22 protein-coding genes are annotated in these 17853 nt (G+C 67.5%); 11 read left to right on the top strand and 11 right to left on the bottom strand.

Going from position 1 to position 17853, the window contains the following annotated elements:
- The first annotated feature begins 49 nt into the window (after window positions 1-49).
- The 4 genes from ACSC1W_RS11440 (at window position 50) to ACSC1W_RS11455 (ending at window position 4000) form a co-directional block, all read left to right on the top strand.
- The gene (locus ACSC1W_RS11440) at window positions 50-1744 is read left to right on the top strand and encodes a histidine kinase N-terminal 7TM domain-containing protein (protein ID WP_435347578.1); all 1695 of its coding nucleotides are present in this window, start codon (window positions 50-52) and stop codon (window positions 1742-1744) included.
- Window positions 1745-1813: 69 nt separating this feature from the next.
- Window positions 1814-2425, top strand: coding sequence for a superoxide dismutase [Mn] (gene sod, locus ACSC1W_RS11445; RefSeq protein ID WP_435347579.1), 612 nt, complete (start codon window positions 1814-1816; stop codon window positions 2423-2425).
- A 508-nt stretch (window positions 2426-2933) separates the two neighbouring features.
- Complete coding sequence (locus tag ACSC1W_RS11450) at window positions 2934-3200, top strand: DUF5827 family protein (RefSeq protein ID WP_435347580.1); 267 nt, start codon at window positions 2934-2936, stop codon at window positions 3198-3200.
- Window positions 3197-4000, top strand: coding sequence for an ATPase (locus tag ACSC1W_RS11455; RefSeq protein WP_435347581.1), 804 nt, complete (start codon window positions 3197-3199; stop codon window positions 3998-4000). Before ACSC1W_RS11450 ends, ACSC1W_RS11455 begins: the two co-directional genes overlap by 4 nt.
- A 6-nt stretch (window positions 4001-4006) precedes the next feature.
- On the opposite strand, the gene ACSC1W_RS11460 is transcribed toward ACSC1W_RS11455, so the two are convergent.
- The gene (locus ACSC1W_RS11460; protein ID WP_435347582.1) at window positions 4007-4588 is read right to left on the bottom strand and encodes an MBL fold metallo-hydrolase; all 582 of its coding nucleotides are present in this window, start codon (window positions 4586-4588) and stop codon (window positions 4007-4009) included.
- An 80-nt stretch (window positions 4589-4668) separates the two neighbouring features.
- Complete coding sequence (locus ACSC1W_RS11465; RefSeq protein ID WP_435347583.1) at window positions 4669-5007, bottom strand: cupin domain-containing protein; 339 nt, start codon at window positions 5005-5007, stop codon at window positions 4669-4671.
- A gap of 126 nt (window positions 5008-5133) precedes the next feature.
- Between ACSC1W_RS11465 and ACSC1W_RS11470 the strand changes: the two genes are divergently transcribed.
- A complete protein-coding gene (locus ACSC1W_RS11470; RefSeq protein WP_435347584.1) occupies window positions 5134-5655 on the top strand; it encodes an HAD family hydrolase in 522 nt (173 codons plus the stop codon).
- On the opposite strand, the gene ACSC1W_RS11475 is transcribed toward ACSC1W_RS11470, so the two are convergent.
- Window positions 5652-5963: a DUF5822 domain-containing protein gene (locus tag ACSC1W_RS11475; RefSeq protein WP_435347585.1), complete on the bottom strand. Its 312-nt coding sequence runs from the start codon at window positions 5961-5963 to the stop codon at window positions 5652-5654. The genes ACSC1W_RS11470 and ACSC1W_RS11475 overlap by 4 nt on opposite strands.
- 88 nt (window positions 5964-6051) lie before the next feature.
- Here ACSC1W_RS11475 and panB point away from each other — a divergent pair, with 88 nt between their 5' ends.
- Entirely contained in the window at window positions 6052-6864 is an 813-nt protein-coding gene (gene panB, locus ACSC1W_RS11480) for a 3-methyl-2-oxobutanoate hydroxymethyltransferase (protein WP_435347586.1), read from the top strand.
- A 16-nt stretch (window positions 6865-6880) separates the two neighbouring features.
- Here panB and ACSC1W_RS11485 read toward each other — a convergent pair whose 3' ends face one another.
- Window positions 6881-7654 carry an alpha/beta fold hydrolase gene (locus ACSC1W_RS11485; RefSeq protein ID WP_435347587.1) on the bottom strand — a complete coding sequence of 258 codons (774 nt, stop codon included), beginning with the start codon at window positions 7652-7654 and terminating at the stop codon, window positions 6881-6883.
- A gap of 145 nt (window positions 7655-7799) precedes the next feature.
- On the opposite strand from ACSC1W_RS11485, the gene ACSC1W_RS11490 reads away from it, so the two are divergent.
- The gene (locus ACSC1W_RS11490) at window positions 7800-8045 is read left to right on the top strand and encodes a DUF7127 family protein (RefSeq protein ID WP_435347588.1); all 246 of its coding nucleotides are present in this window, start codon (window positions 7800-7802) and stop codon (window positions 8043-8045) included.
- On the top strand, window positions 8042-10306 hold the full coding sequence (locus tag ACSC1W_RS11495) for a CDC48 family AAA ATPase (RefSeq protein WP_435347589.1): 2265 nt from the start codon (window positions 8042-8044) through the stop codon (window positions 10304-10306). Before ACSC1W_RS11490 ends, ACSC1W_RS11495 begins: the two co-directional genes overlap by 4 nt.
- Before the next feature lie 63 nt (window positions 10307-10369).
- Here the strand turns inward: ACSC1W_RS11495 and bcp are convergent, their stop codons facing one another.
- From bcp to ACSC1W_RS11520, 5 genes are read right to left on the bottom strand one after another with little or no spacing between them, the layout of a single operon-like run.
- A complete protein-coding gene (bcp, locus tag ACSC1W_RS11500) occupies window positions 10370-10825 on the bottom strand; it encodes a thioredoxin-dependent thiol peroxidase (protein ID WP_435347590.1) in 456 nt (151 codons plus the stop codon).
- Window positions 10826-10869: 44 nt separating this feature from the next.
- Window positions 10870-11382: an MOSC domain-containing protein gene (locus ACSC1W_RS11505; RefSeq protein WP_435347591.1), complete on the bottom strand. Its 513-nt coding sequence runs from the start codon at window positions 11380-11382 to the stop codon at window positions 10870-10872.
- 51 nt (window positions 11383-11433) lie between these two features.
- The gene (locus tag ACSC1W_RS11510) at window positions 11434-12312 is read right to left on the bottom strand and encodes a hypothetical protein (RefSeq protein WP_435347592.1); all 879 of its coding nucleotides are present in this window, start codon (window positions 12310-12312) and stop codon (window positions 11434-11436) included.
- Window positions 12309-13481, bottom strand: coding sequence for a DNA primase small subunit PriS (priS, locus tag ACSC1W_RS11515; protein WP_435347593.1), 1173 nt, complete (start codon window positions 13479-13481; stop codon window positions 12309-12311). The genes ACSC1W_RS11510 and priS overlap by 4 nt, the downstream gene beginning before the upstream one ends.
- Window positions 13482-13540: 59 nt before the next feature.
- Window positions 13541-14026 (bottom strand): GNAT family N-acetyltransferase, encoded by a 486-nt coding sequence (locus tag ACSC1W_RS11520; protein ID WP_435347594.1) that lies wholly within the window; start codon window positions 14024-14026, stop codon window positions 13541-13543.
- Window positions 14027-14172: 146 nt separating this feature from the next.
- Between ACSC1W_RS11520 and ACSC1W_RS11525 the strand changes: the two genes are divergently transcribed.
- Together ACSC1W_RS11525 and ACSC1W_RS11530 are read left to right on the top strand one after the other, a co-directional pair.
- Window positions 14173-14589, top strand: coding sequence for an archease (locus tag ACSC1W_RS11525; protein ID WP_435347595.1), 417 nt, complete (start codon window positions 14173-14175; stop codon window positions 14587-14589).
- Window positions 14590-14649: 60 nt separating this feature from the next.
- Window positions 14650-16158, top strand: coding sequence for an RtcB family protein (locus ACSC1W_RS11530; RefSeq protein WP_435347596.1), 1509 nt, complete (start codon window positions 14650-14652; stop codon window positions 16156-16158).
- 163 nt (window positions 16159-16321) lie between these two features.
- Here ACSC1W_RS11530 and ACSC1W_RS11535 read toward each other — a convergent pair whose 3' ends face one another.
- Window positions 16322-16531, bottom strand: coding sequence for a hypothetical protein (locus tag ACSC1W_RS11535; RefSeq protein ID WP_435347597.1), 210 nt, complete (start codon window positions 16529-16531; stop codon window positions 16322-16324).
- A gap of 51 nt (window positions 16532-16582) precedes the next feature.
- Window positions 16583-16885: a DUF7969 family protein gene (locus ACSC1W_RS11540; RefSeq protein ID WP_435347598.1), complete on the bottom strand. Its 303-nt coding sequence runs from the start codon at window positions 16883-16885 to the stop codon at window positions 16583-16585.
- A gap of 110 nt (window positions 16886-16995) precedes the next feature.
- Between ACSC1W_RS11540 and ACSC1W_RS11545 the strand changes: the two genes are divergently transcribed.
- Window positions 16996-17847: an eIF2B alpha/beta/delta subunit family protein gene (locus ACSC1W_RS11545; RefSeq protein ID WP_435347599.1), complete on the top strand. Its 852-nt coding sequence runs from the start codon at window positions 16996-16998 to the stop codon at window positions 17845-17847.
- Window positions 17848-17853: the final 6 nt, after the last annotated feature.

The raw sequence follows: 17853 nt of genomic DNA on the forward strand, positions 1-17853 counted from the left end.
GAAGCGGCGGTAGAACCGTTTCACGGAGATGCCCGCCCCGCTCTTTCCCATGAGTGCGCTAATCGTCACGGCAGTCGTCGCGACGCTGGTCGCCTGGTTCGCGTACCGACAGCGACCGAAACCCGGTGCGACCTGGCTCACCGTGTTGCTCCTGGCGGTCGCCTGGTGGGCCGCGCTGTACGCCCTCGAGTTACCCCTCGGGACGGTCGCACAGCGTCGACCCTACATGAAGCTCCAGTGGCTCGCCAGCCTGACCATCCCCGTCTTCTGGCTCCTGTTCGCGCTGGAGTACACCGGTCGCGACCGGCACCTCAACCGACGGCGTCTCGTCGGACTGTTCGTCGTCCCGGCGGTCACCTTCGCGTTCGTCGCCACCTTCGAACGGCACACCTTCCTCTACCAGGACGTGTCCGTGGTCGAACGGGGCGGGCGACTGGTCGTCGAGCACGCGTTCGGCCCGATGTTCTACGTCGGCGTCGGGTACGCCTACCTGGCGACGCTCGTCGGCTCTCTGCTGTTCGTCGGGCTGGTGTTCGACAGGAGTCCGACGCACCGGCGCCAGTCGGCGGCGTTGCTCGCCGCAGTCGTCGCACCGCTTGTCGGCAACATGGTCCACGTCTTCGACCTGCCCGTCACGTCGCTCGACCCGACGCCCATCGCGTTCCTCGTCACCGGTGTCGCCAGTTACCTCGCCTTGACCCAGCTAGACCTGTTCGACGCGGTTCCGGTGCCCGACTTCATCGCCCGCGACTTCGTCGTCGAGGGGATGGCCGACCCGGTCATCGTCGTGGACGAGCGCGACCGTGTCGTCGACGCGAACCCGGCCGCCTCGACGGTCCTCGGCTACGACCCGAGCAACGCGCTCGGGCGCGACGCCGCCCGGACCGTCCCCGGGTATCCGGGACGGGGCGACGGCGACCACGGGACGGTCGACGTCGAGACGAACTACGGGCGGCGGTACTACGACGTGACCGTCTCCCCCATCACCGACACCCACGACCGACGCATCGGACGGGTCGTGACGATGCGCGACGTGACCGAACGGACGTACGACGAACAGCGACTGGACGTCCTCAACCGCGTCCTCAGGCACAACCTCCGCAACGAGATGAACGTCGTCGCCGCCTGCGCCGAGGAACTGGAGTCCAGGGTCGACGGGGAGGACGACAGGTCGCTCGCCCGGACGATCCGTGAGACGGCGACCGACGTCGCCTCGCTCGGCGACACGGCGAGACAGATAGAGGCGCTCCTCGACACCGCCGACCGGGCACCGGCCGAGGACCTCGCGGAGATGGTGGACCGGGTCGTCGACCGTGGCGAGGCGGCGTACCCGGACGGCGAGTTCGCCGTCGACTGGGCGACCGAGGCCGACGTGTACTGTTCGACGACGGTCGAACCAATCCTCTGGAGTCTCGTCGAGAACGCGGCGGACCACGTCGAGGTGAATGACCCCGAGGTGACGCTGTTCGTCACGCCGGGCGGCGACGAGTTCGTCTCCATCACCGTCGCCGACGACGGCCCGCCGATTCCCGAGGAGGAGCGTGCAGTCCTGCAGTCCGGTACCGAGACGCCGCTCGACCACACCAGCGGCCTCGGTGTCTGGCTGGCGGTCTGGGGCGTGCGCTCGCTCGGGGGCACCATCGACTTCGAGTCCAGCGAGGAGACCGGCAACGCGGTCACCGTCCACGTGCCGGCGGCCATCGAGGCGGCGGCCCCGACTTCGGGCGTGGACGTGGGCCGGTGACATTCGATGCCATACGGGTTCTAAACTTTTAAACGATGTTCTGACGTATACAAGGAATGGTGATACAGTATGGCTGAGAAATCCAACGCCGAACTCCCGCCGCTTCCGTACGACTACGACGCGCTCGAACCGTCCATCTCGGAACAGGTGCTCACGTGGCATCACGACACACACCACCAGGGCTACGTCAACGGTCTGAACAGCGCCGAGGAGACGCTCGCGGAGAACCGCGAGTCCGGTGACTACTCGACGACTGCCGGTGCGCTCGGGAACGTCACCCACAACGGCTGTGGCCACTACCTCCACACGCTGTTCTGGGAGAACATGTCTGCCGACGGCGGCGGCGAACCCGAGGGCGACCTCGCCGACCGCATCGAAGCCGACTTCGGCTCCTACGAGGGCTGGAAGGGCGAGTTCGAGGCCGCAGCCTCGGCCGCCGGTGGCTGGGCACTGCTCGTGTACGACCCGGTCGCCAAGCAGCTCCGCAACGTCAAGGTCGACAAGCACGACCAGGGCGCGCTCTGGGGCGCACATCCCATCCTCGCGCTCGACGTCTGGGAGCACTCGTACTACTACGACTACGGCCCGGACCGCGGCAGTTTCATCGACGCCTTCTTCGACGTGGTCAACTGGGACAAGGCAGCCGCCGAGTACCAGAAGTGCTTGGACCACTTCGAGTAAGCGACGAGCCGTCACCCACGACGTTTTTTCGAAGCGGCCGACGCGAGTAGCTACCGCGTTCGTCACCGGCGGACAGGACGATTATCTGATAGGACGGTGACCCATTCGGACCAGGTGCCGGTACGGCGTCGCCGGTACGTATTACTCGGGAGGCCTCGGGAGCACTCGATACCAGTTCGTATCCAAATGTATAATCAATCAGGTAGATTTATCGGGGGGTCTGCCGAACCTCCAGATGCTGCGACCCGCCGGGGCGCATCCACGCACCACCACGCGTTCCGAGCACCCGTCGATGCTGCCACCCTCGACGGGACGAGCGCTCGACCACCACCCGTTACCCACCATCTGTCATCCCGTGCCGGCGTGGGGCGACCCGGTCCCGACGGGTCGGCCACTGCGACGCCCTGCAGCGTCGTCGGGGCCCACCCGTCCGTGTCCTCGACCCGTGAGCCACCGCGCCGTCGGCAGGACCGGGCACTTTACCAACCGGACAGTCCTACCCGCCCCCATGCCCGTCGAGAAGTCAGCCTTCGACCAGCTCCACCCGTGTGACTTCTACACGCCGTCGGAGTTGCTCGAACCGGACCAGATGTACACCGTCTACGAGATAGCGCGTCTCCTGCAGGGACTCGACCCGGACGCGGAACTCGACCGCGATACCGAGGACATCCTGCTCGACTGGGCTATCCCGTGGGTGATGCGAAACGCCGACGACCTCGTCGTGGCGACCCCCCGGTCCGAGGACGAACCGGGGTACTACGGCCTCGCCGAATGAGACTCCTCGTCGCCGGCGACGCCCGCGTCGACGCCGGGAAGACCACGTTCTCGACCGGCCTGTGTGCGTCCCTCGACGCCCCGGGGTTCAAACCGAGGGCCGCCAACGACTACTGGTTCGACCACGACGACTACCGCCGTTCCGTCCACGACGGCCGACTCTACGGGAAGGACGCGAGGCGCCTCGCGGCCGCGGGGCCCGGCGACCGCACCCCGGAGGACTGCAACCCGGTCCATCGCCTCTGGCGGCCGTCGCCCGGGCCCGACACCGGCCTCGTCGGTGCCACGCACCGCCAGTTCGTGCTGGACCGCGTCGGCGACGCGTTCGTGGTGAACGGCGACGCCGACGTGCCGGCGGACGCCCGGGAGTTCCTCCCGCTGGACGACGCGACGACGGTCACGTCGCTCGACGCGCTGAACGCCGCGATGGAGCGCCTGCACGTCGACGCCCTCGACGGGGTCAGAGGGACCATACGCGACGCCGACCGTGCCGTCGTCGAATCGTACGGCGACATCGCACTGCCCGTCCGGGACCTCGCCTTCGACGCCGTCGCCATCGTGGACCCCGGACGGGTCCGCGTGTACGACGGCGACCGCTACGCCCGCGCCTGCGAGGCCGTCAGCGGGACGCCCAGGGAGGGGCGACTGGAAGAGCGGGTCGGCGACGTGCTGGCGTACTGCGACCCGCTGGCGACCGTCTCGTTGCCCGCACTCGCCAGCGACGTGTGGACGGACCCCGACGCGGTCGCCGACGCGTACGAGGTGGCCTACGAGGCCGTCGTGACCGCTGCACTCTCCTGAGGCCGGTTACCGCTGCATGGACCCCGCCATCCTGGCGGCGGCCTCGACGTGGCTGTACGGGTCCGTCGTGACCGACGGGCCGTGGCCGACGTGCAGTTCGCGCAGGTCCTCGTCGATGCGGTCCAGCACGCGTTCGATGCTCTCGACGAGCAGGCCGTGGTCGCCCTCGGCCAGGTCGGTGCGGCCGAAACTCCCGTTCTGGAACACGAGGTCGCCAGCGAACAGCACGCCTGCGTCCTCGCCGTAGAAGCAGAGGTGGTCGTCCTTGTGCCCCGGCGTGTGGAGGGCGACGTAGTCGTGGTCGCCCATGCGGACCGTCGCCTCGTCGGCGATGGGTTCGTCGACCCCGTGCTGGTCCGTGTCGAACCCCCAGACCGGGACGTCGAACGCGGCCGTCACGTCGTCGACGTTCCCGACGTGGTCCGGGTGCGTGTGGGTCATGACGACGGCGTCGATGCCGCCGCGTTCCTCGATGCGTTCGACCACGTCGAAGTTCGCACCGGTGTCGACCAGGACGCGTCGGTCGCCGTCGGCGAGGAAGACGTTGCTCGTGAACGCCTGGACGCCCGCGGCGAGGTTCTCTATCATACCCCAGCGTATCCCCCCGAGGCGTTTGACCGTTCCGGACCCGGTAGCCGGTCCGGTCGGGCGTGACGACGACGGGAGGACTACGGCGTCGTCCCGACCAGGACCAGCGTCGCGGGCACCTCGCCGTCGTTGTGTATCTGGCGCGTCTGGTCCGGCGAGAGTCTGAGGGCCTCGTACTCGCTGAGATGGACCTGCTCGCCGTCGAGGTCGACGGTGACCGACCCGTCCATCACGACGTAGACCTCCTCCTGGCCGTCCTCGCTGTGGTCGTGTTCTTTCCCCTTCGCCCCCGGTTCGAGTTCGAGGACCGTCACTCCGAGGGCCTCGGTGTCGAGGACGTCCCTGAGGAACCACATGCCTCCGTACTCCTCGTCCACGACCGATTCGACGTCCTCCGTGCTGGCTTTCGTGTAGGCCATGTCCGTTCGACCGTTGGCGCGACAGCAGTATGAAACCGGCCCCTGACGGGACGCTGCGGGACGGCGTCACCGCACCGTCTCCCCGGGACCGATAGCCTCAACGGGGACAGGTCCCTACTCGGGTCCATGTCGACCGAGTACGACGGCGTCGTCTACGACCTCGACGGGACGCTCGTCTCCCTCGACGTGGACTGGGACGCGGTCGCCCGCGACGTGGAGTCGGTCTATCGCGCGGCGTCCGTGGCCCCGGACGGGCGGGACCTCTGGGGGCTCCTCGGAGCCGCCCGGGCAAACGGAATCCACGACGAGGTCGAGGCGGCCATCGCCAGCCACGAGCTCGACGGCGCACGCTCGTCAGAGCGGTTGCGACTGGCGGACCGACTGGAGTCAGAGAGCCGCCCCGTCGGGGTCTGTTCGCTGAACTGCGAGGCGGCGTGTCGGCTGGCGCTGTCGACCCACGGACTGACCGACCACGTCGGGGTCGTCGTCGGCCGCGACACGTTGTCGACGTGGAAGCCCGACCCCGACCCCCTCCTGCACGCGACGGCGGAACTGGGGCTGGCGCCGTCGCAGGTGCTGTTCGTGGGGGACTCGGAGCGGGACGAACGGACGGCGGAGCGGGCGGGGACGGGGTTCGAGTACGTCTAGCGGTACCGCTTCTCGTAGACGGCGACGGCGATGGCGGTCAGGAACCAGACGACGGCCCCGACTCGGACGGCGAACTCGGCGCGCGCGTTCCACGTCGGGAGGTCGACCGGGACGGAGAGGAGCGTCACCAGGGGCGCACCGACGACGATGGTGACGACGAACGTCGTCTGCATGACCCAGGCGTAGTCGAGGCCGTCGTCCGTCTCGCCGTCGGCCCGCGACTCGCCGTCCGGGTCGGTCGTCGACGCCGTGGCTCGGTGGGCGTCCGTGTCCGTCTCGTCACCCGCCGCGCCAGCGCCGTCAGTCACGTCACGTGGGTCGACAGCCTGGGGCTAAGGTCTGCCGGTTTGGCCGGCAACCGGCAGGGGTTTCAACCCGCACTCGATAGCTCCTGCCATGCCAACGACGGTGCGCGAGGTGCGCGCGAAGGCAGGCGAGGAGCCGATCACGATGCTGACCGCGTACGATGCGGTCACGGCCGAACTCGTCGACGAACAGGGCATCGACGTCATCCTGGTCGGGGACAGCGTGGGGAACACGAAACTCGGCTACGATTCGACGCTGCCCGTGACGGTCGACCAGATGGCGACCGCGACGGAGGCGGTCGTCCGTGCGACCGAGGACGCACTCGTCGTCGCGGACATGCCTTTCCTGAGCTACGGTCACGACGAGACGAAGAGCGTCGAGAACGCCGGGCGGATGCTCAAGGAGGCCGGTGCGCACGCCGTGAAGCTCGAATCCGGCCCGCACACGGTCGAGTTGACCGAGACGATGACGCAACTGGGCATCCCGGTGATGGCACACCTCGGCCTGACCCCCCAGCGAGTGAACCAGCTCGGCTACGCGAGGCAGGGGACGACCCAGGAGGCGGCGGAGGAGATGCTCGAACTCGCCCGCGCCCACGAGGAGGCCGGTGCGTTCTCGCTCGTCCTCGAACACGTGCCCGCGAACGTGGCGGCTGACGTGACCGGGGCGGTCGACATACCGACCATCGGTATCGGGGCGGGGCCCGACTGCGACGGACAGGTGCTCGTCGTCGACGACGCCGTCGGCCTGTCGGACTGGACGCCCTCGTTCGTCGAGGAGTTCGGGAACGTCCGCGAGGCGATGACGGACGCCATCGGGGCCTACCGCGACGCAGTCGAGTCGGGCGAGTTCCCGGCCGAGGAACACAGCCACGTCGAGGGCGACCTCGACACCCTGTACTGAACCAGAACGCGGGGCGTCACTGGACGCGGTCGACGAACTGGTCGACGGCACTGTTGAACGCCGTCGGCTGTTCCAGCATCGCGAGGTGGGCCGCGTCCTGGACGACCGCGACCACGGCGTCGTCGATGCCCTCCGCCAGGTAGTCGTGGTACCGCGGCGGCGTCAACTGGTCGTGTTCGCCGACGAGACACAGGACCGGCACGTCGACCTCCCCGAGTCGGTCCCGGACGTCGAACTCGTGGCACGTCAGGAAGTCGCGTTCCGTGACGGCGCGGCCACACGCTCGCATCCCGGCCTTCGACAACTCGACCAGTCGCGGGTCGGGGTCGTGGAAGAAGCGGTCGGGTGCGTGCAGGAACTCGATGGCGCGTTCGAAGTCGGTCGCCAGCCAGTCGCGCAAGTCGTCGAGGACGGCGAGTTTGGCGCCCGACCCGGCGAGGACGACGCCGTCGAGGTCGTGGTCGCGTTCGAGGAGCAGGTTCAGCGTCACTGCCCCGCCCAGCGAGTTCCCCACGACGACGCTCGCGCCCGTCTCGTCGGCGACGGCCAGTACGTCGTCGGTGTAGGCGGAGAGCGACTCGAACCCGGCCGAGGCGGACACGTCCGCCGAGTCGCCGTGTCCGCTCAGGTCCATCGCGACGACGGGATGCTCGTCGGCCAGTCTCGCCTGCGACTTCCAGACGTTGCGATTCCCCCCGCTTCCGTGGACGAACAACACCGGTTCGCCGTCGGCGTCCCGGTCGAAGACCTCGTAGGTCGTCGTCCGGCCGAGGTGTACGACCTGCTCCATACGTTCCGTTTTCTCGCCGAGGGCATAAAGCCTAAGTCCATCGTGAACCGCTGTTGTACCGGAGGCGGGGAAACCCGCCCCCGTACCCCGGTTACGTAGGTGAAAGGCTTAAATAGTAGAAAGACTAACTTAGGGTAAGTCAACCATGAATGTCCAAGACTTCGCCGATGGCGAACGGTTCGTCCGGGAGTACGCGTACGAGGACGGTCGGTACGTCGTCGCCGCGGACCTCGGTCGCGAGTCGTCCGGTGCGTACGTCGACGTCGTCGGTGACACCGTCATCGTCGGGTTCGAGGGTAGCGAGGAGCAGTACGAACTCGACGTCCCCGGCGTCTCACAAGCGTTTATCAAAAACGGCGTCGTCACTATCGAAGTGGAGGCCGACGCATGAAACTCACCGTAAAACCGCTCAAACAGAAGGACGCGGGGCGCGGGCTCGCCGCCATCGGCCGCACGCTGATGGACGAACTCGACCTCGAGAACGGAGACTACATCCAGATCTCTGGCAAGGACGAGGGCACGGCAGTCGCACGCGTCTGGCCGGGTTACCCCGAGGACCAGGGACAGAACGTCATCCGCATCGACGGTCGCCTCCGGCAACAGGCGAACGTCGGCATCGACGACCGTGTGACCGTCGAGAAGGCCGACGTCAAGCCGGCAAAGAGCGTCACCGTCGCGCTCCCCCAGAACCTCCGCATCCGGGGGAACCTCGGTCCCCTGGTGCGAGACAAACTCAGCGGACAGGCCGTCACCAGCGGCCAGACAGTCCCCTTCTCGCTCTCGTTCGGCCCGATGGCCGGGAGTGGCCAGTCGGTCCCCCTGAAGGTGGCCTCGACCAGCCCCTCCGGCACCGTCATCGTGACCGATTCGACCGACATCAAGGTCTCCGAGAAGCCCGCCGAGCAGATAGCCTCCGGCGGTGACGGCGGACGCGAGGGCGTCCCCAACGTCACCTACGAGGACATCGGTGGCCTCGACCGGGAACTCGACCAGGTCCGGGAGATGATAGAACTCCCGATGCGCCACCCCGAACTGTTCCAGCAGCTCGGCATCGAACCGCCGAAGGGCGTGCTGCTCCACGGCCCGCCCGGCACCGGGAAGACGCTCATCGCCAAGGCCGTCGCCAACGAGATCGACGCCCACTTCCACACCATCTCCGGGCCGGAGATAATGTCGAAGTACTACGGCGAGAGCGAGGAGCAACTCCGTGAGGTCTTCGAGGAGGCCGAGGAGAACGCACCCGCCATCGTCTTCATCGACGAGATAGACTCCATCGCCAGCAGGCGCGGCGAAGCCTCCGGCGACGTGGAACGTCGCGTCGTCGCACAGTTGCTCTCGCTGATGGACGGCCTCGAAGAGCGCGGACAGGTCACGGTCATCGCCGCGACCAATCGCGTCGACGCACTCGACCCCGCGCTCCGGCGTGGCGGTCGGTTCGACCGCGAGATAGAGATCGGCGTGCCCGACAAGGAGGGCCGCCTGGAGATCATGCAGGTCCACACCCGTGGGATGCCCCTCTCGGACAGCGTCGACCTCGACCAGTACGCCGAGAACACGCACGGCTTCGTCGGGGCCGACCTCGAGACGCTCATCAAGGAGTCGGCGATGAACGCGCTCCGGCGCATCCGTCCCGAACTGGACCTCGAACAGGAGGAGATAGACGCCGAGGTCCTCGAGAACCTTCGCGTGACGGAATCCGACTTCAAGGAGGCGATGAAGTCGGTCAAACCGTCGGCGATGCGCGAGGTGTTCGTCGAGGTCCCCGACGTCACGTGGGACGAGGTGGGCGGCCTCGAAGACACCAAAGAACGCCTCCGCGAGACCATACAGTGGCCCCTCGACTACGGCGACGTGTTCGAGGCCATGGACCTCGAAGCGGCCCGCGGCGTGCTGATGTACGGCCCGCCCGGCACCGGGAAGACGCTGCTGGCGAAGGCCGTCGCCAACGAGGCGAACAGCAACTTCATCTCCATCAAGGGGCCGGAGCTGCTGAACAAGTACGTCGGCGAGTCCGAGAAGGGCGTCCGCGAGGTGTTCGACAAGGCGCGCTCGAACGCCCCGACGGTCATCTTCTTCGACGAGATCGACTCCATCGCCACCGAACGGGGCCGCCACTCCGGCGACTCCGGCGTCGGCGAACGGGTCGTCTCGCAGTTGCTGACCGAACTCGACGGGCTGGAGGACCTGGAGGACGTCGTCGTCATCGCGACGACCAACCGCCCGGACCTCATCGACAGCGCGCTCCTGCGCCCCGGTCGACTCGACCGCCACGTCAACGTGCCGGTCCCCGACGAGGTGGGCCGCGAGAAGATATTCGAGGTCCACACCCGGCACAAGCCGCTGGCCGACGACGTCGACCTCGAGAGCCTCGCACGCCGCACCGAGGGCTACGTCGGGGCCGACATCGAGGCGGTCTGCCGCGAGGCGTCGCTGGCGGCGACCCGCGAGTTCGTCAACTCGGTCTCCCCCGAGGAGATGGCGGAGTCCGTCGGCAACGTCCGCATCACCGCCGAGCACTTCGACCACGCGCTCGAGGAGGTCACCGCGAGCGTCACCGAAGAGATGCGCCAGCACTACGACGAGATGGAACAGCGCTTCGGTCGCGAGGAACCCGAACTCGAGGAACGCGAGTTCGGTCGCACCTTCCAGTAAGGGCCGCTCCGGCCCGTCGGGTCTCCCCGCCGTTCGACCTCGGACGGCAGTGACTCGACCGACTCAGTCGAGGTCCGCCAGAATCTCTTCGGCGTGGTTCTCGGGCGAGACGCCCTCGTAGACCAGCGCTATCTTCCCTTCTTCGTCGACGACGTACGTGTTGCGGAACACGCCGTCGAACGTGTTGCCGAACATCCGCTTCTCGCCGTAGGATTCGTACAGCGTCGACACTTCGCCGTGCTCGTCCGACAGCAGGCGGACGGGCAGGTCGTGGTCCGCTTCGAACTCCTTCAGGTCCTCGACCGGGTCGTCGCTGATGCCGAGGACCGCGACGTCTCGCTCCCGGTAGGCGTCCCAGTTGTCGCGGAACGAACACGCCTCCACCGTACAGCCCTCCGTGTTCGCCCGGGGGTAGAAGTACACCACGACGCGCTGGCCGCGGTAGTCCGAGAGGGATACGAGTTCGCCGTCCTGGTCTGGGAGTTCGAACTCCGGTGCCTCCTCGCCAATGCTGAGCATAGACATCGGAAGGGAACCGTCGGTAAAACGGATTTCGTTTCCGGTCAGTCCGTACCCGGGACGACGCGGTCGCCGACGGACACCTCGCCGGAGGCGACGATGGTCGCGCGCAGGCCGCCGCGATGGACCAGCGACTTCGCGACGCCAGTTTCGGTCAGCGATTCGAGGTGCGAACAGGGTTCACAGAGTTCGACGCCCCGACAGACGGCCGTCCCGACGCGGAACTCCGCGCCGACGAGGTGGTTCAGGGCCACGTCGCGTGTGGTCACGTTGCGGCGATGTGCGCCGGGGTCGAGCGAGACGCCGTAGTCCGCTTCGGCGGCCTCCAGCGCCTCCGCCTCGATGAGTGTGATGCCCCGCGGCGTCCCGTCGGAGAAGGTCCCTGCCTCGTCGAAGTAGCGGTCGCCGCGGAGGCCGGTCCCGGCGACGGCCTCGACGGACTCGACGGCCTCGACCGGGTCGCCCGACGCCGGTGCGACGTGGATGGCCTCGACCGTTCCGCCCCGTCCGTGTCCGTCGCCGCCGGCCGTCGCGTCGTCGGGTCTCTCTCCAGTCATCGCTGGTCGGTTGGTCGTTCCTCGACAAAGGTACTCCGCAAGCGGACGCCGTCAATCGAGTCGTTCGGCCGCCTCGTTGTCGACCAGCGGTTCCGCGTTCGCCGTCGGGAGCGTGACCACGTCGTCGGCGTTCAGGCGGTACTCTCGCTCGTCCACCCCGTAGATGTCGCCGACGTCGCGAGTGATGCGGACCGTCGTGCGCTCGACGGTTCCGTCCTCGTCGTCGTCGTCAGTCGGGTCGACGGCGTCGTCCGAGCGTTCGTCGGCGTCTTCGCCCGACCTGTCGGCCGACGGCTGGTCGTTCCCGGACGCTTCGGACGGGTCGTCGCCCATGACGTCGGCGGCGCTGACGCCGTCGCCGGTGTCGGTATCGGTATCGGTATCGGCGACCGCCCTCGCCTCCGCCGCCGTCACCGACGGGTCCGACCGTCCGTCGTCGCTCGCCGCAGACGCCGGGCCGGTCGGGTCCTCCGTCGCCGGGTCCGGGTCGAACCGCGGTTCCGACTCGTCTACGTCGGTAGCCGGCGTCGAGTCCGCCTCGCCCGCGACGACGTCCAGCATGTGCGCCTTGTTCGACTCGATGCGGCCGACGAGGTCGTCGTACAGTTCCCGCTCCTCCTCGGTGAGGCCCTCGACCTGGTCCTCGCTGGCCATGTCGGCGGCCGCGAGACTCGCCTGCTTGACCAGTTTGCCGAGTCTGCGCTCGTACAGCGACTCGGCGGTCGTCCGCGCCGTCTCGATCTCGTTCGAGAGGCGCTGGACGTCGGACGACGCGAAGGGGTCCGCCGCCTGTGCGGCGAGTTCGTCGCGCTCTTCCTTGCGGTTCTCGACGTACTCGGCGACCTCCTGGTAGAACGAGTCGCGCAGTCCCTGCAGGCCGCCCTTCTGGCGTTCGGTGTCGAGCGCAGAGCGTAGTTCGTCGAGGTTCATTCCGTTCCCTTCTCGGCGTCACCGCGGGCCATCAGGTAGACGCCCACGTACTCCGGTACGGAATGTGCGCCGGCCGAGAATGTAAAACTACCGCCACCTAGCTCGACGTCGACCGGTTCGGTGACCTCGACCCTGATGTCGTTGCCGACGAACGTCCCCGGGACGGCGTCGTGGAGCGGTTCGAACTGCTCGACCGCGTCCCGGTCGATGCGGGTGACGGTCAGTCCCGTCCCGCCGTGGAGGCTCCCCGGCAGGCGGATGAGCCGGTTGATGTCGGTCGTCACCGGTTCGTCGATGGGTGCCGTCTCGGCGTCGAACGTCTCCTCGGCGAAGATGGAGGCGAGTCGGACGACCGTCGGGTGGACGTCCACGTTCCCGGCCGCGAGTTCCTCGTACCTGTCGTCGAGCACCTCGACGAGCTTCTTCGACCGGCCCGACCCGATACCGTCGAACGATTCGAGGCGGTCCCGGGCGTCCTCGGCCGGCAACTCGCGTATCTCGTCGACGAAGTTCAGGAGACGGCGATGGACGCGTCGTCCCCAGCCACCGGTCGTGTCGAGGCTCCGCTTGTCGGTCGGGTTCTCCAGCCCCAGTCCAGCGACCGTCTCTCGCTGGAGCAGCGTCTCGAAGTCCAATCCGTTGGCGCGGACGTAGTCGACGACCTCCCGGCGCTCCCGCCGGTCGAGTTCCGCGACCGACTCGTCCCGGACGTGGACGTGGTAGCCCCGGCCGCCGGAGAAGACGACGGTCAGGTCCTCGAAGCCGAAGTCCGTCTCCAGCAGGTCGAGCAGTCGCAGGAGGACGTCCTTGCAGACCGAAAGCATGGCCGCGTAGGAGTCGGTCTCCGGGTCCACGCCCGGCAGGTGGTCGGCGTCCAGGTCGAAGACGAGGTCGGACGAGCGCCACCCCTTCTTCGTCATCGACCCCGCACCGGGGTCGTCGTAGCGGCCGGCAGAGAAGTAGACGTGGCGGGGTCGTTCGTCGGCGAGGAAGCCGCCGAGGTCACCGATCTCGAGCCACGAGTTGTGACGCACCATCGTCGTCCCACCCGAGGACCACGTGATGTACCCCCACTCGCGTTCGTTGGGGGCCGGGGGCGGCGAGAGCGTCGTCTGCCGGTAGTGGTCGCCGAAGCGACCGCGGAGATAGCGTCGGGTGCGCTCGTCCATGGCTCTCGTTGGTTCGGGAAGGCGTGGTACAAACCTTGCGGACTTCCGTTCGGTCGGCCCTACCGACGGACGATGTCGGAGAGGCGTGACGTGATGCTCACGTCGTCACCGAGTTTGAGGTAGTAGGCGTCGCCGCCGTCCTCGTAGTAGTTGTCGATGCGGCGCTTGATCTCGAAGCCGAGGTGCTCGTAGAAGCGGAGCGCGTTCTCGTTCGTCGTCCGTGCGTGACAGGTCACCGTCCGGTGTTCCTCGGCCACCTGTGCGACGAGTCGTTTCCCGATGTCCTCGCCGCGGTACTCCGGTTCGACGGCGAGAAAGAGGATGTAGCCGTCGCGCCGGACCGCCGCGAACCCGATGACCGGCTGGTCGGCGCTGTCGTCGACGAACAGGTGGACCTTCGACCGGCGGTAGGCGTCCGTGAAGAAGCTCTTTCGCTGCTTGAGTACGCCCTCTTCACGACGGATGCGTTCCTTCAGGCGCCACGCATCCTCGACGTACTCGTCGCTTCCCGGACCGACGACGCGCGTATCGACGTTGACGCTCACTGCTATGAGAGTCGTGGACACGTGGATATAATTCCACCGGCAATCGAGCATCTGAACCGACAGTTGGGGAAAGGTTTTCCCGAATTCCAGCCCTCGAATCAGGAACAGATGCCGTCACGAGTCGACGTGGCTAACGAGGACGCACCATGAGCTTCGAACTCCGCGGCCACACTGCAGACGTCGGCGTCGCCGCCACCGGGGACACGCAGGACGAGGTGTTCGCCGCCGTCGCCGACGGTCTCGCCGCCGCCATGTGCGAGGAGTGGCCGGCCGGCGTCGGCGAGCGCTTCTCGTTCGCCGTCGAGGCCGAAGGACGCGAGGCACTCCTGTTCGACTACCTCGACCAGTTGATCTACGAGCGCGACGTCCGCGGTGTCCTGCCCGTGGACAACCGCGCTTCGGTGACTCGGACCGACGACGAGACGTGGCGTGTCGAGGCGAGCGCCCGTGGCGTCCCGTTGGACGTCGTCGAGGCCCGCGAGGTCAAGGCAGTCACCTACTCGGAACTCTCCCTCGAGGAGACGCCGGACGGCTGGCAGGCGTACGTCGTCTTCGACGTCTGACAGTCGGTGACCGGTCCTGGCGACGAAACCTATTCCGGCAGTGCCACCGTCTCTCTGACTATGACCACGTACGAGGCCGACGACGTCACCCTGCACAAGGTTCGCGACTTCGTCTGGGAGATTCCACGGGAGGACGGCATGCGAACCCCGGCGCGCGTCCTCGCGAGCGAGGAACTCCTCGACGAGATTAGCGAGGACATGACGCTCGAACAGTTGAAGAACTCGACGCACCTGCCCGGCATCACGAGGTACGCCATCTGCATGCCCGACGGCCACCAGGGGTACGGCTTCCCCGTCGGCGGCGTCGGCGCGATGGACACGCAAGACGGGTGCATCTCCCCGGGCGCGGTCGGCTACGACATCAACTGTGGCGTCCGGATGATGACGACGAACCTCACGTACGAGGACCTGCAGGGGCGCGAGCAGGAACTCGTCGAGGCGCTGTTCGCCAACATCCCGTCCGGGCTCGGTGGCGGTGGCGTCTACGAGGGCGACGTGGACGACGTCGACGACATCCTCGAGAACGGCGTCGAGTGGGCCCTGGCGAACGACTGGGCAGTCCCGGCCGACCTCACCCACTGTGAAGACGAGGGCTATCGCCCCGACGCGGACCCGTCGGCCATCTCTCAGAAGGCGAAGGACCGGGGGAAGAACCAGGTCGGGTCGCTGGGGTCGGGAAACCACTTCCTCGAGGTCCAGCGCGTCACCGACGTCTACCTCGACGACGTGGCCGCCGAGTTCGGTCTCGAACCGGACCAGATCGTCGTGCTCATCCACTGTGGCTCCCGTGGCCTCGGCCACCAGACCTGCAACGACTACCTCCGAAAGATCGAGAAGACGCACGCTGGCCTCCTCGACACCCTGCCTGACCGGGAGCTCGCCGCCGCGCCGGCGGGGTCCCAGCTGGCCGAGGAGTACTACGGCGCGATGTGCGCCGCCATCAACTTCGCGTGGGTGAACCGACAGCTCATCATGCACCGCACCCGGCAGGTGTTCGAGAAGGTGTTCGACCGCGACTGGGAGTCGATGGAGATGGACCTGCTCTACGACGTGGCCCACAACATCGCCAAGAAGGAGGTCCACGAGGTCCCCGTCGACGCGGACGGGACGGTCCTCACCGACGACGCCGACGCCGCCGGGTACGAGGAGCGAGAACTCTTCGTCCACCGGAAGGGCGCGACCCGTGCCTTCCCGGCGGGCCGCGAGGAGGTCCCGCCCGCCTACCGTGCCGTCGGGCAACCCATCATCATCCCGGGGAGCATGGGCGCCGGGAGCTACGTGTTGCGCGGCGGCGAGGAGTCGATGAGACTGACGTTCGGGTCGACGGCACACGGTGCCGGTCGGCTGATGAGCAGGACGCAGGCCAAGAAGGAGTACTGGGGCGGCGACGTCCAGACGGCCCTCCGCGAACAGCAGCACATCTACGTCAAGGCGCAGTCGGGCGCGACCGTCGCGGAGGAGGCACCCGGCGTCTACAAGGACGTCGACGAGGTCGTTCGCGTGAGCGACGCGCTCGGCATCGGCGACAAGGTCGCCCGGACGTTCCCCGTCTGTAACATCAAGGGGTGAGGACGACGGTGCGGTCGCCGTCCCACCATTCAAGTCAGAAGCCGGGACCAGGGTCGGCGTGGTCTGAGCGACGACGCATCCCGGCCACGGCGGGTGTGCGGCACACCGGATGCGTCCACGGACACGTGCCGCCTGTTCGCTACAGGCCCCGCGAAGCGACGGCTCACTTCAGCCGATACGGGTTGTCTTCGTCACCCTCGTCGTCGCCGTCGGGGAACAGTTTCCGCGCCGTGAGCGTGATGCTCGCCTCGGGCGAGTCGTCGTCCGCCCAGGGGCTCTCGTAAACCGACAGCTCCGACTCCGTGACGTCCCAGCCGTGGTCCTCGAGGAGTCGAACGAGTTCGCGCTGGTGGTCCAGTATCTCGTCGTCCATCACGCCGCCATCGGTGACGTGGGCACAAAAGTTCACGCCTGTCGACCCACGTCAGGGACTGAAGTCGAAGCGCGGTCGGTCGATGTTCGGAAGCCGGTGCTCGACCTCCTCGCCGCCCTCGAACTTCACGAAGTTGAGGTAGAAGGTCCTGCCACACCCGGCGTCGGGGTCGTCGTCCGCATCGCCGATGCAGACGAACTCCACGCCGTCTGCGGACTCGTAGTCGTCAGTCGTGGACGCGTACTCCCAGCCGTCGAGTGGTTCCCGGGTGACGCACTTGTCGGCCATGTAGGCGTTCCGGTCGAGGCTCGTCAGCGCCCCACAGTACGGGCAGTAGTACGTGACCGCTACCATGGGACCGGTAGGGGCTCGACGACCTTAGCTCCGCGGCCAACCGGACGTGTCCGGCCCGGAACCGTGAGACAGTGGAAAGGACTTTGACCGCGAACGGTGTCGTCTGGAACATGATCAACGAGACCGTCGAGGAGATAGAGGAGATGCAGACCCACTCCTCGTCCGTCGTCGCGGTGAAGGCGACGCGGGCACTGCTCGAACTGCTCGACCGCGAGTACGCGACCGTCGAGGAGTACGTGCGCGCCCTCGAACGCAACGCGCAGGCTCTCCAGCGGGCGAATCCGTCCCACGCGTCTCTCCACAACGCGATGCGAGAGGTCGTCGACACGGTCCGCGAAGCGGACGCCGAGACGATAGACGATGCGAAGGCGGTCACGAGCGAGGCGGTCGAGCACGTCGTCGACGCGGTCGAGAACGGGAAGCGACGCGCCGCCGAGGAGGCGGCGGGGTACATCGACGACGGCGCGACCTTGCTCACTCACGACTACTCCTCGACGGTGCTGGAGGCGGTCGAGCTCGCGACGAGGGACGGTGCCCACGTCGAGATGTACGTCACCGAGGCCAGACCGCGGTACCTCGGACGGAAGACGGCTCGCACCCTCGCCGGAAACGACCGGGTCGAGACGCACCTGTTGACCGACAGCGCGGCCGGGTTCTACCTGAAGGAGTGCGACGAGGTGGTCGTCGGGATGGACTGCATCGTCGAGGACACGCTGTACAACCGCGTCGGGACGTTCAGCATCGCGGCCACGGCCGCCCAGGTCGACGTGCCGGTGACCGTCGTCGGTTCCAGTTCGAAGATCATCGAGGACGGCTTCGTCTTCGAGAACGAGTTCCGGTCCCCGAGCGAGGTCATGCGGGAACCGGCGGAGGGGTTCGACGTGAAGAATCCGGCCTACGACGAGACGCCGGTCTCCCTGCTGGACGGGGTCGTCACCGGCGAGGGTCGAGAATCGTTCTGACGGGGA

The organism is Haloarchaeobius marinus (assembly GCF_051207415.1).
GTDB lineage: Archaea > Halobacteriota > Halobacteria > Halobacteriales > Natrialbaceae > Haloarchaeobius.

What these genes read in the sequence shown, in the direction of transcription:
- ACSC1W_RS11440 (WP_435347578.1), top strand. Translation starts at nt 50, where the DNA reads ATGAGTGCGCTAATCGTCACGGCAGTCGTCGCGACGCTGGTCGCCTGG.
- sod (WP_435347579.1), top strand. Translation starts at nt 1,814, where the DNA reads ATGGCTGAGAAATCCAACGCCGAACTCCCGCCGCTTCCGTACGACTAC.
- ACSC1W_RS11450 (WP_435347580.1), top strand. Translation starts at nt 2,934, where the DNA reads ATGCCCGTCGAGAAGTCAGCCTTCGACCAGCTCCACCCGTGTGACTTC.
- ACSC1W_RS11455 (WP_435347581.1), top strand. Translation starts at nt 3,197, where the DNA reads ATGAGACTCCTCGTCGCCGGCGACGCCCGCGTCGACGCCGGGAAGACC.
- ACSC1W_RS11460 (WP_435347582.1), bottom strand. Translation starts at nt 4,588, where the DNA reads ATGATAGAGAACCTCGCCGCGGGCGTCCAGGCGTTCACGAGCAACGTC.
- ACSC1W_RS11465 (WP_435347583.1), bottom strand. Translation starts at nt 5,007, where the DNA reads ATGGCCTACACGAAAGCCAGCACGGAGGACGTCGAATCGGTCGTGGAC.
- ACSC1W_RS11470 (WP_435347584.1), top strand. Translation starts at nt 5,134, where the DNA reads ATGTCGACCGAGTACGACGGCGTCGTCTACGACCTCGACGGGACGCTC.
- panB (WP_435347586.1), top strand. Translation starts at nt 6,052, where the DNA reads ATGCCAACGACGGTGCGCGAGGTGCGCGCGAAGGCAGGCGAGGAGCCG.
- ACSC1W_RS11485 (WP_435347587.1), bottom strand. Translation starts at nt 7,654, where the DNA reads ATGGAGCAGGTCGTACACCTCGGCCGGACGACGACCTACGAGGTCTTC.
- ACSC1W_RS11490 (WP_435347588.1), top strand. Translation starts at nt 7,800, where the DNA reads ATGAATGTCCAAGACTTCGCCGATGGCGAACGGTTCGTCCGGGAGTAC.
- ACSC1W_RS11495 (WP_435347589.1), top strand. Translation starts at nt 8,042, where the DNA reads ATGAAACTCACCGTAAAACCGCTCAAACAGAAGGACGCGGGGCGCGGG.
- bcp (WP_435347590.1), bottom strand. Translation starts at nt 10,825, where the DNA reads ATGCTCAGCATTGGCGAGGAGGCACCGGAGTTCGAACTCCCAGACCAG.
- ACSC1W_RS11505 (WP_435347591.1), bottom strand. Translation starts at nt 11,382, where the DNA reads ATGACTGGAGAGAGACCCGACGACGCGACGGCCGGCGGCGACGGACAC.
- ACSC1W_RS11510 (WP_435347592.1), bottom strand. Translation starts at nt 12,312, where the DNA reads ATGAACCTCGACGAACTACGCTCTGCGCTCGACACCGAACGCCAGAAG.
- priS (WP_435347593.1), bottom strand. Translation starts at nt 13,481, where the DNA reads ATGGACGAGCGCACCCGACGCTATCTCCGCGGTCGCTTCGGCGACCAC.
- ACSC1W_RS11525 (WP_435347595.1), top strand. Translation starts at nt 14,173, where the DNA reads ATGAGCTTCGAACTCCGCGGCCACACTGCAGACGTCGGCGTCGCCGCC.
- ACSC1W_RS11530 (WP_435347596.1), top strand. Translation starts at nt 14,650, where the DNA reads ATGACCACGTACGAGGCCGACGACGTCACCCTGCACAAGGTTCGCGAC.
- ACSC1W_RS11535 (WP_435347597.1), bottom strand. Translation starts at nt 16,531, where the DNA reads ATGGACGACGAGATACTGGACCACCAGCGCGAACTCGTTCGACTCCTC.
- ACSC1W_RS11540 (WP_435347598.1), bottom strand. Translation starts at nt 16,885, where the DNA reads ATGGTAGCGGTCACGTACTACTGCCCGTACTGTGGGGCGCTGACGAGC.
- ACSC1W_RS11545 (WP_435347599.1), top strand. Translation starts at nt 16,996, where the DNA reads ATGATCAACGAGACCGTCGAGGAGATAGAGGAGATGCAGACCCACTCC.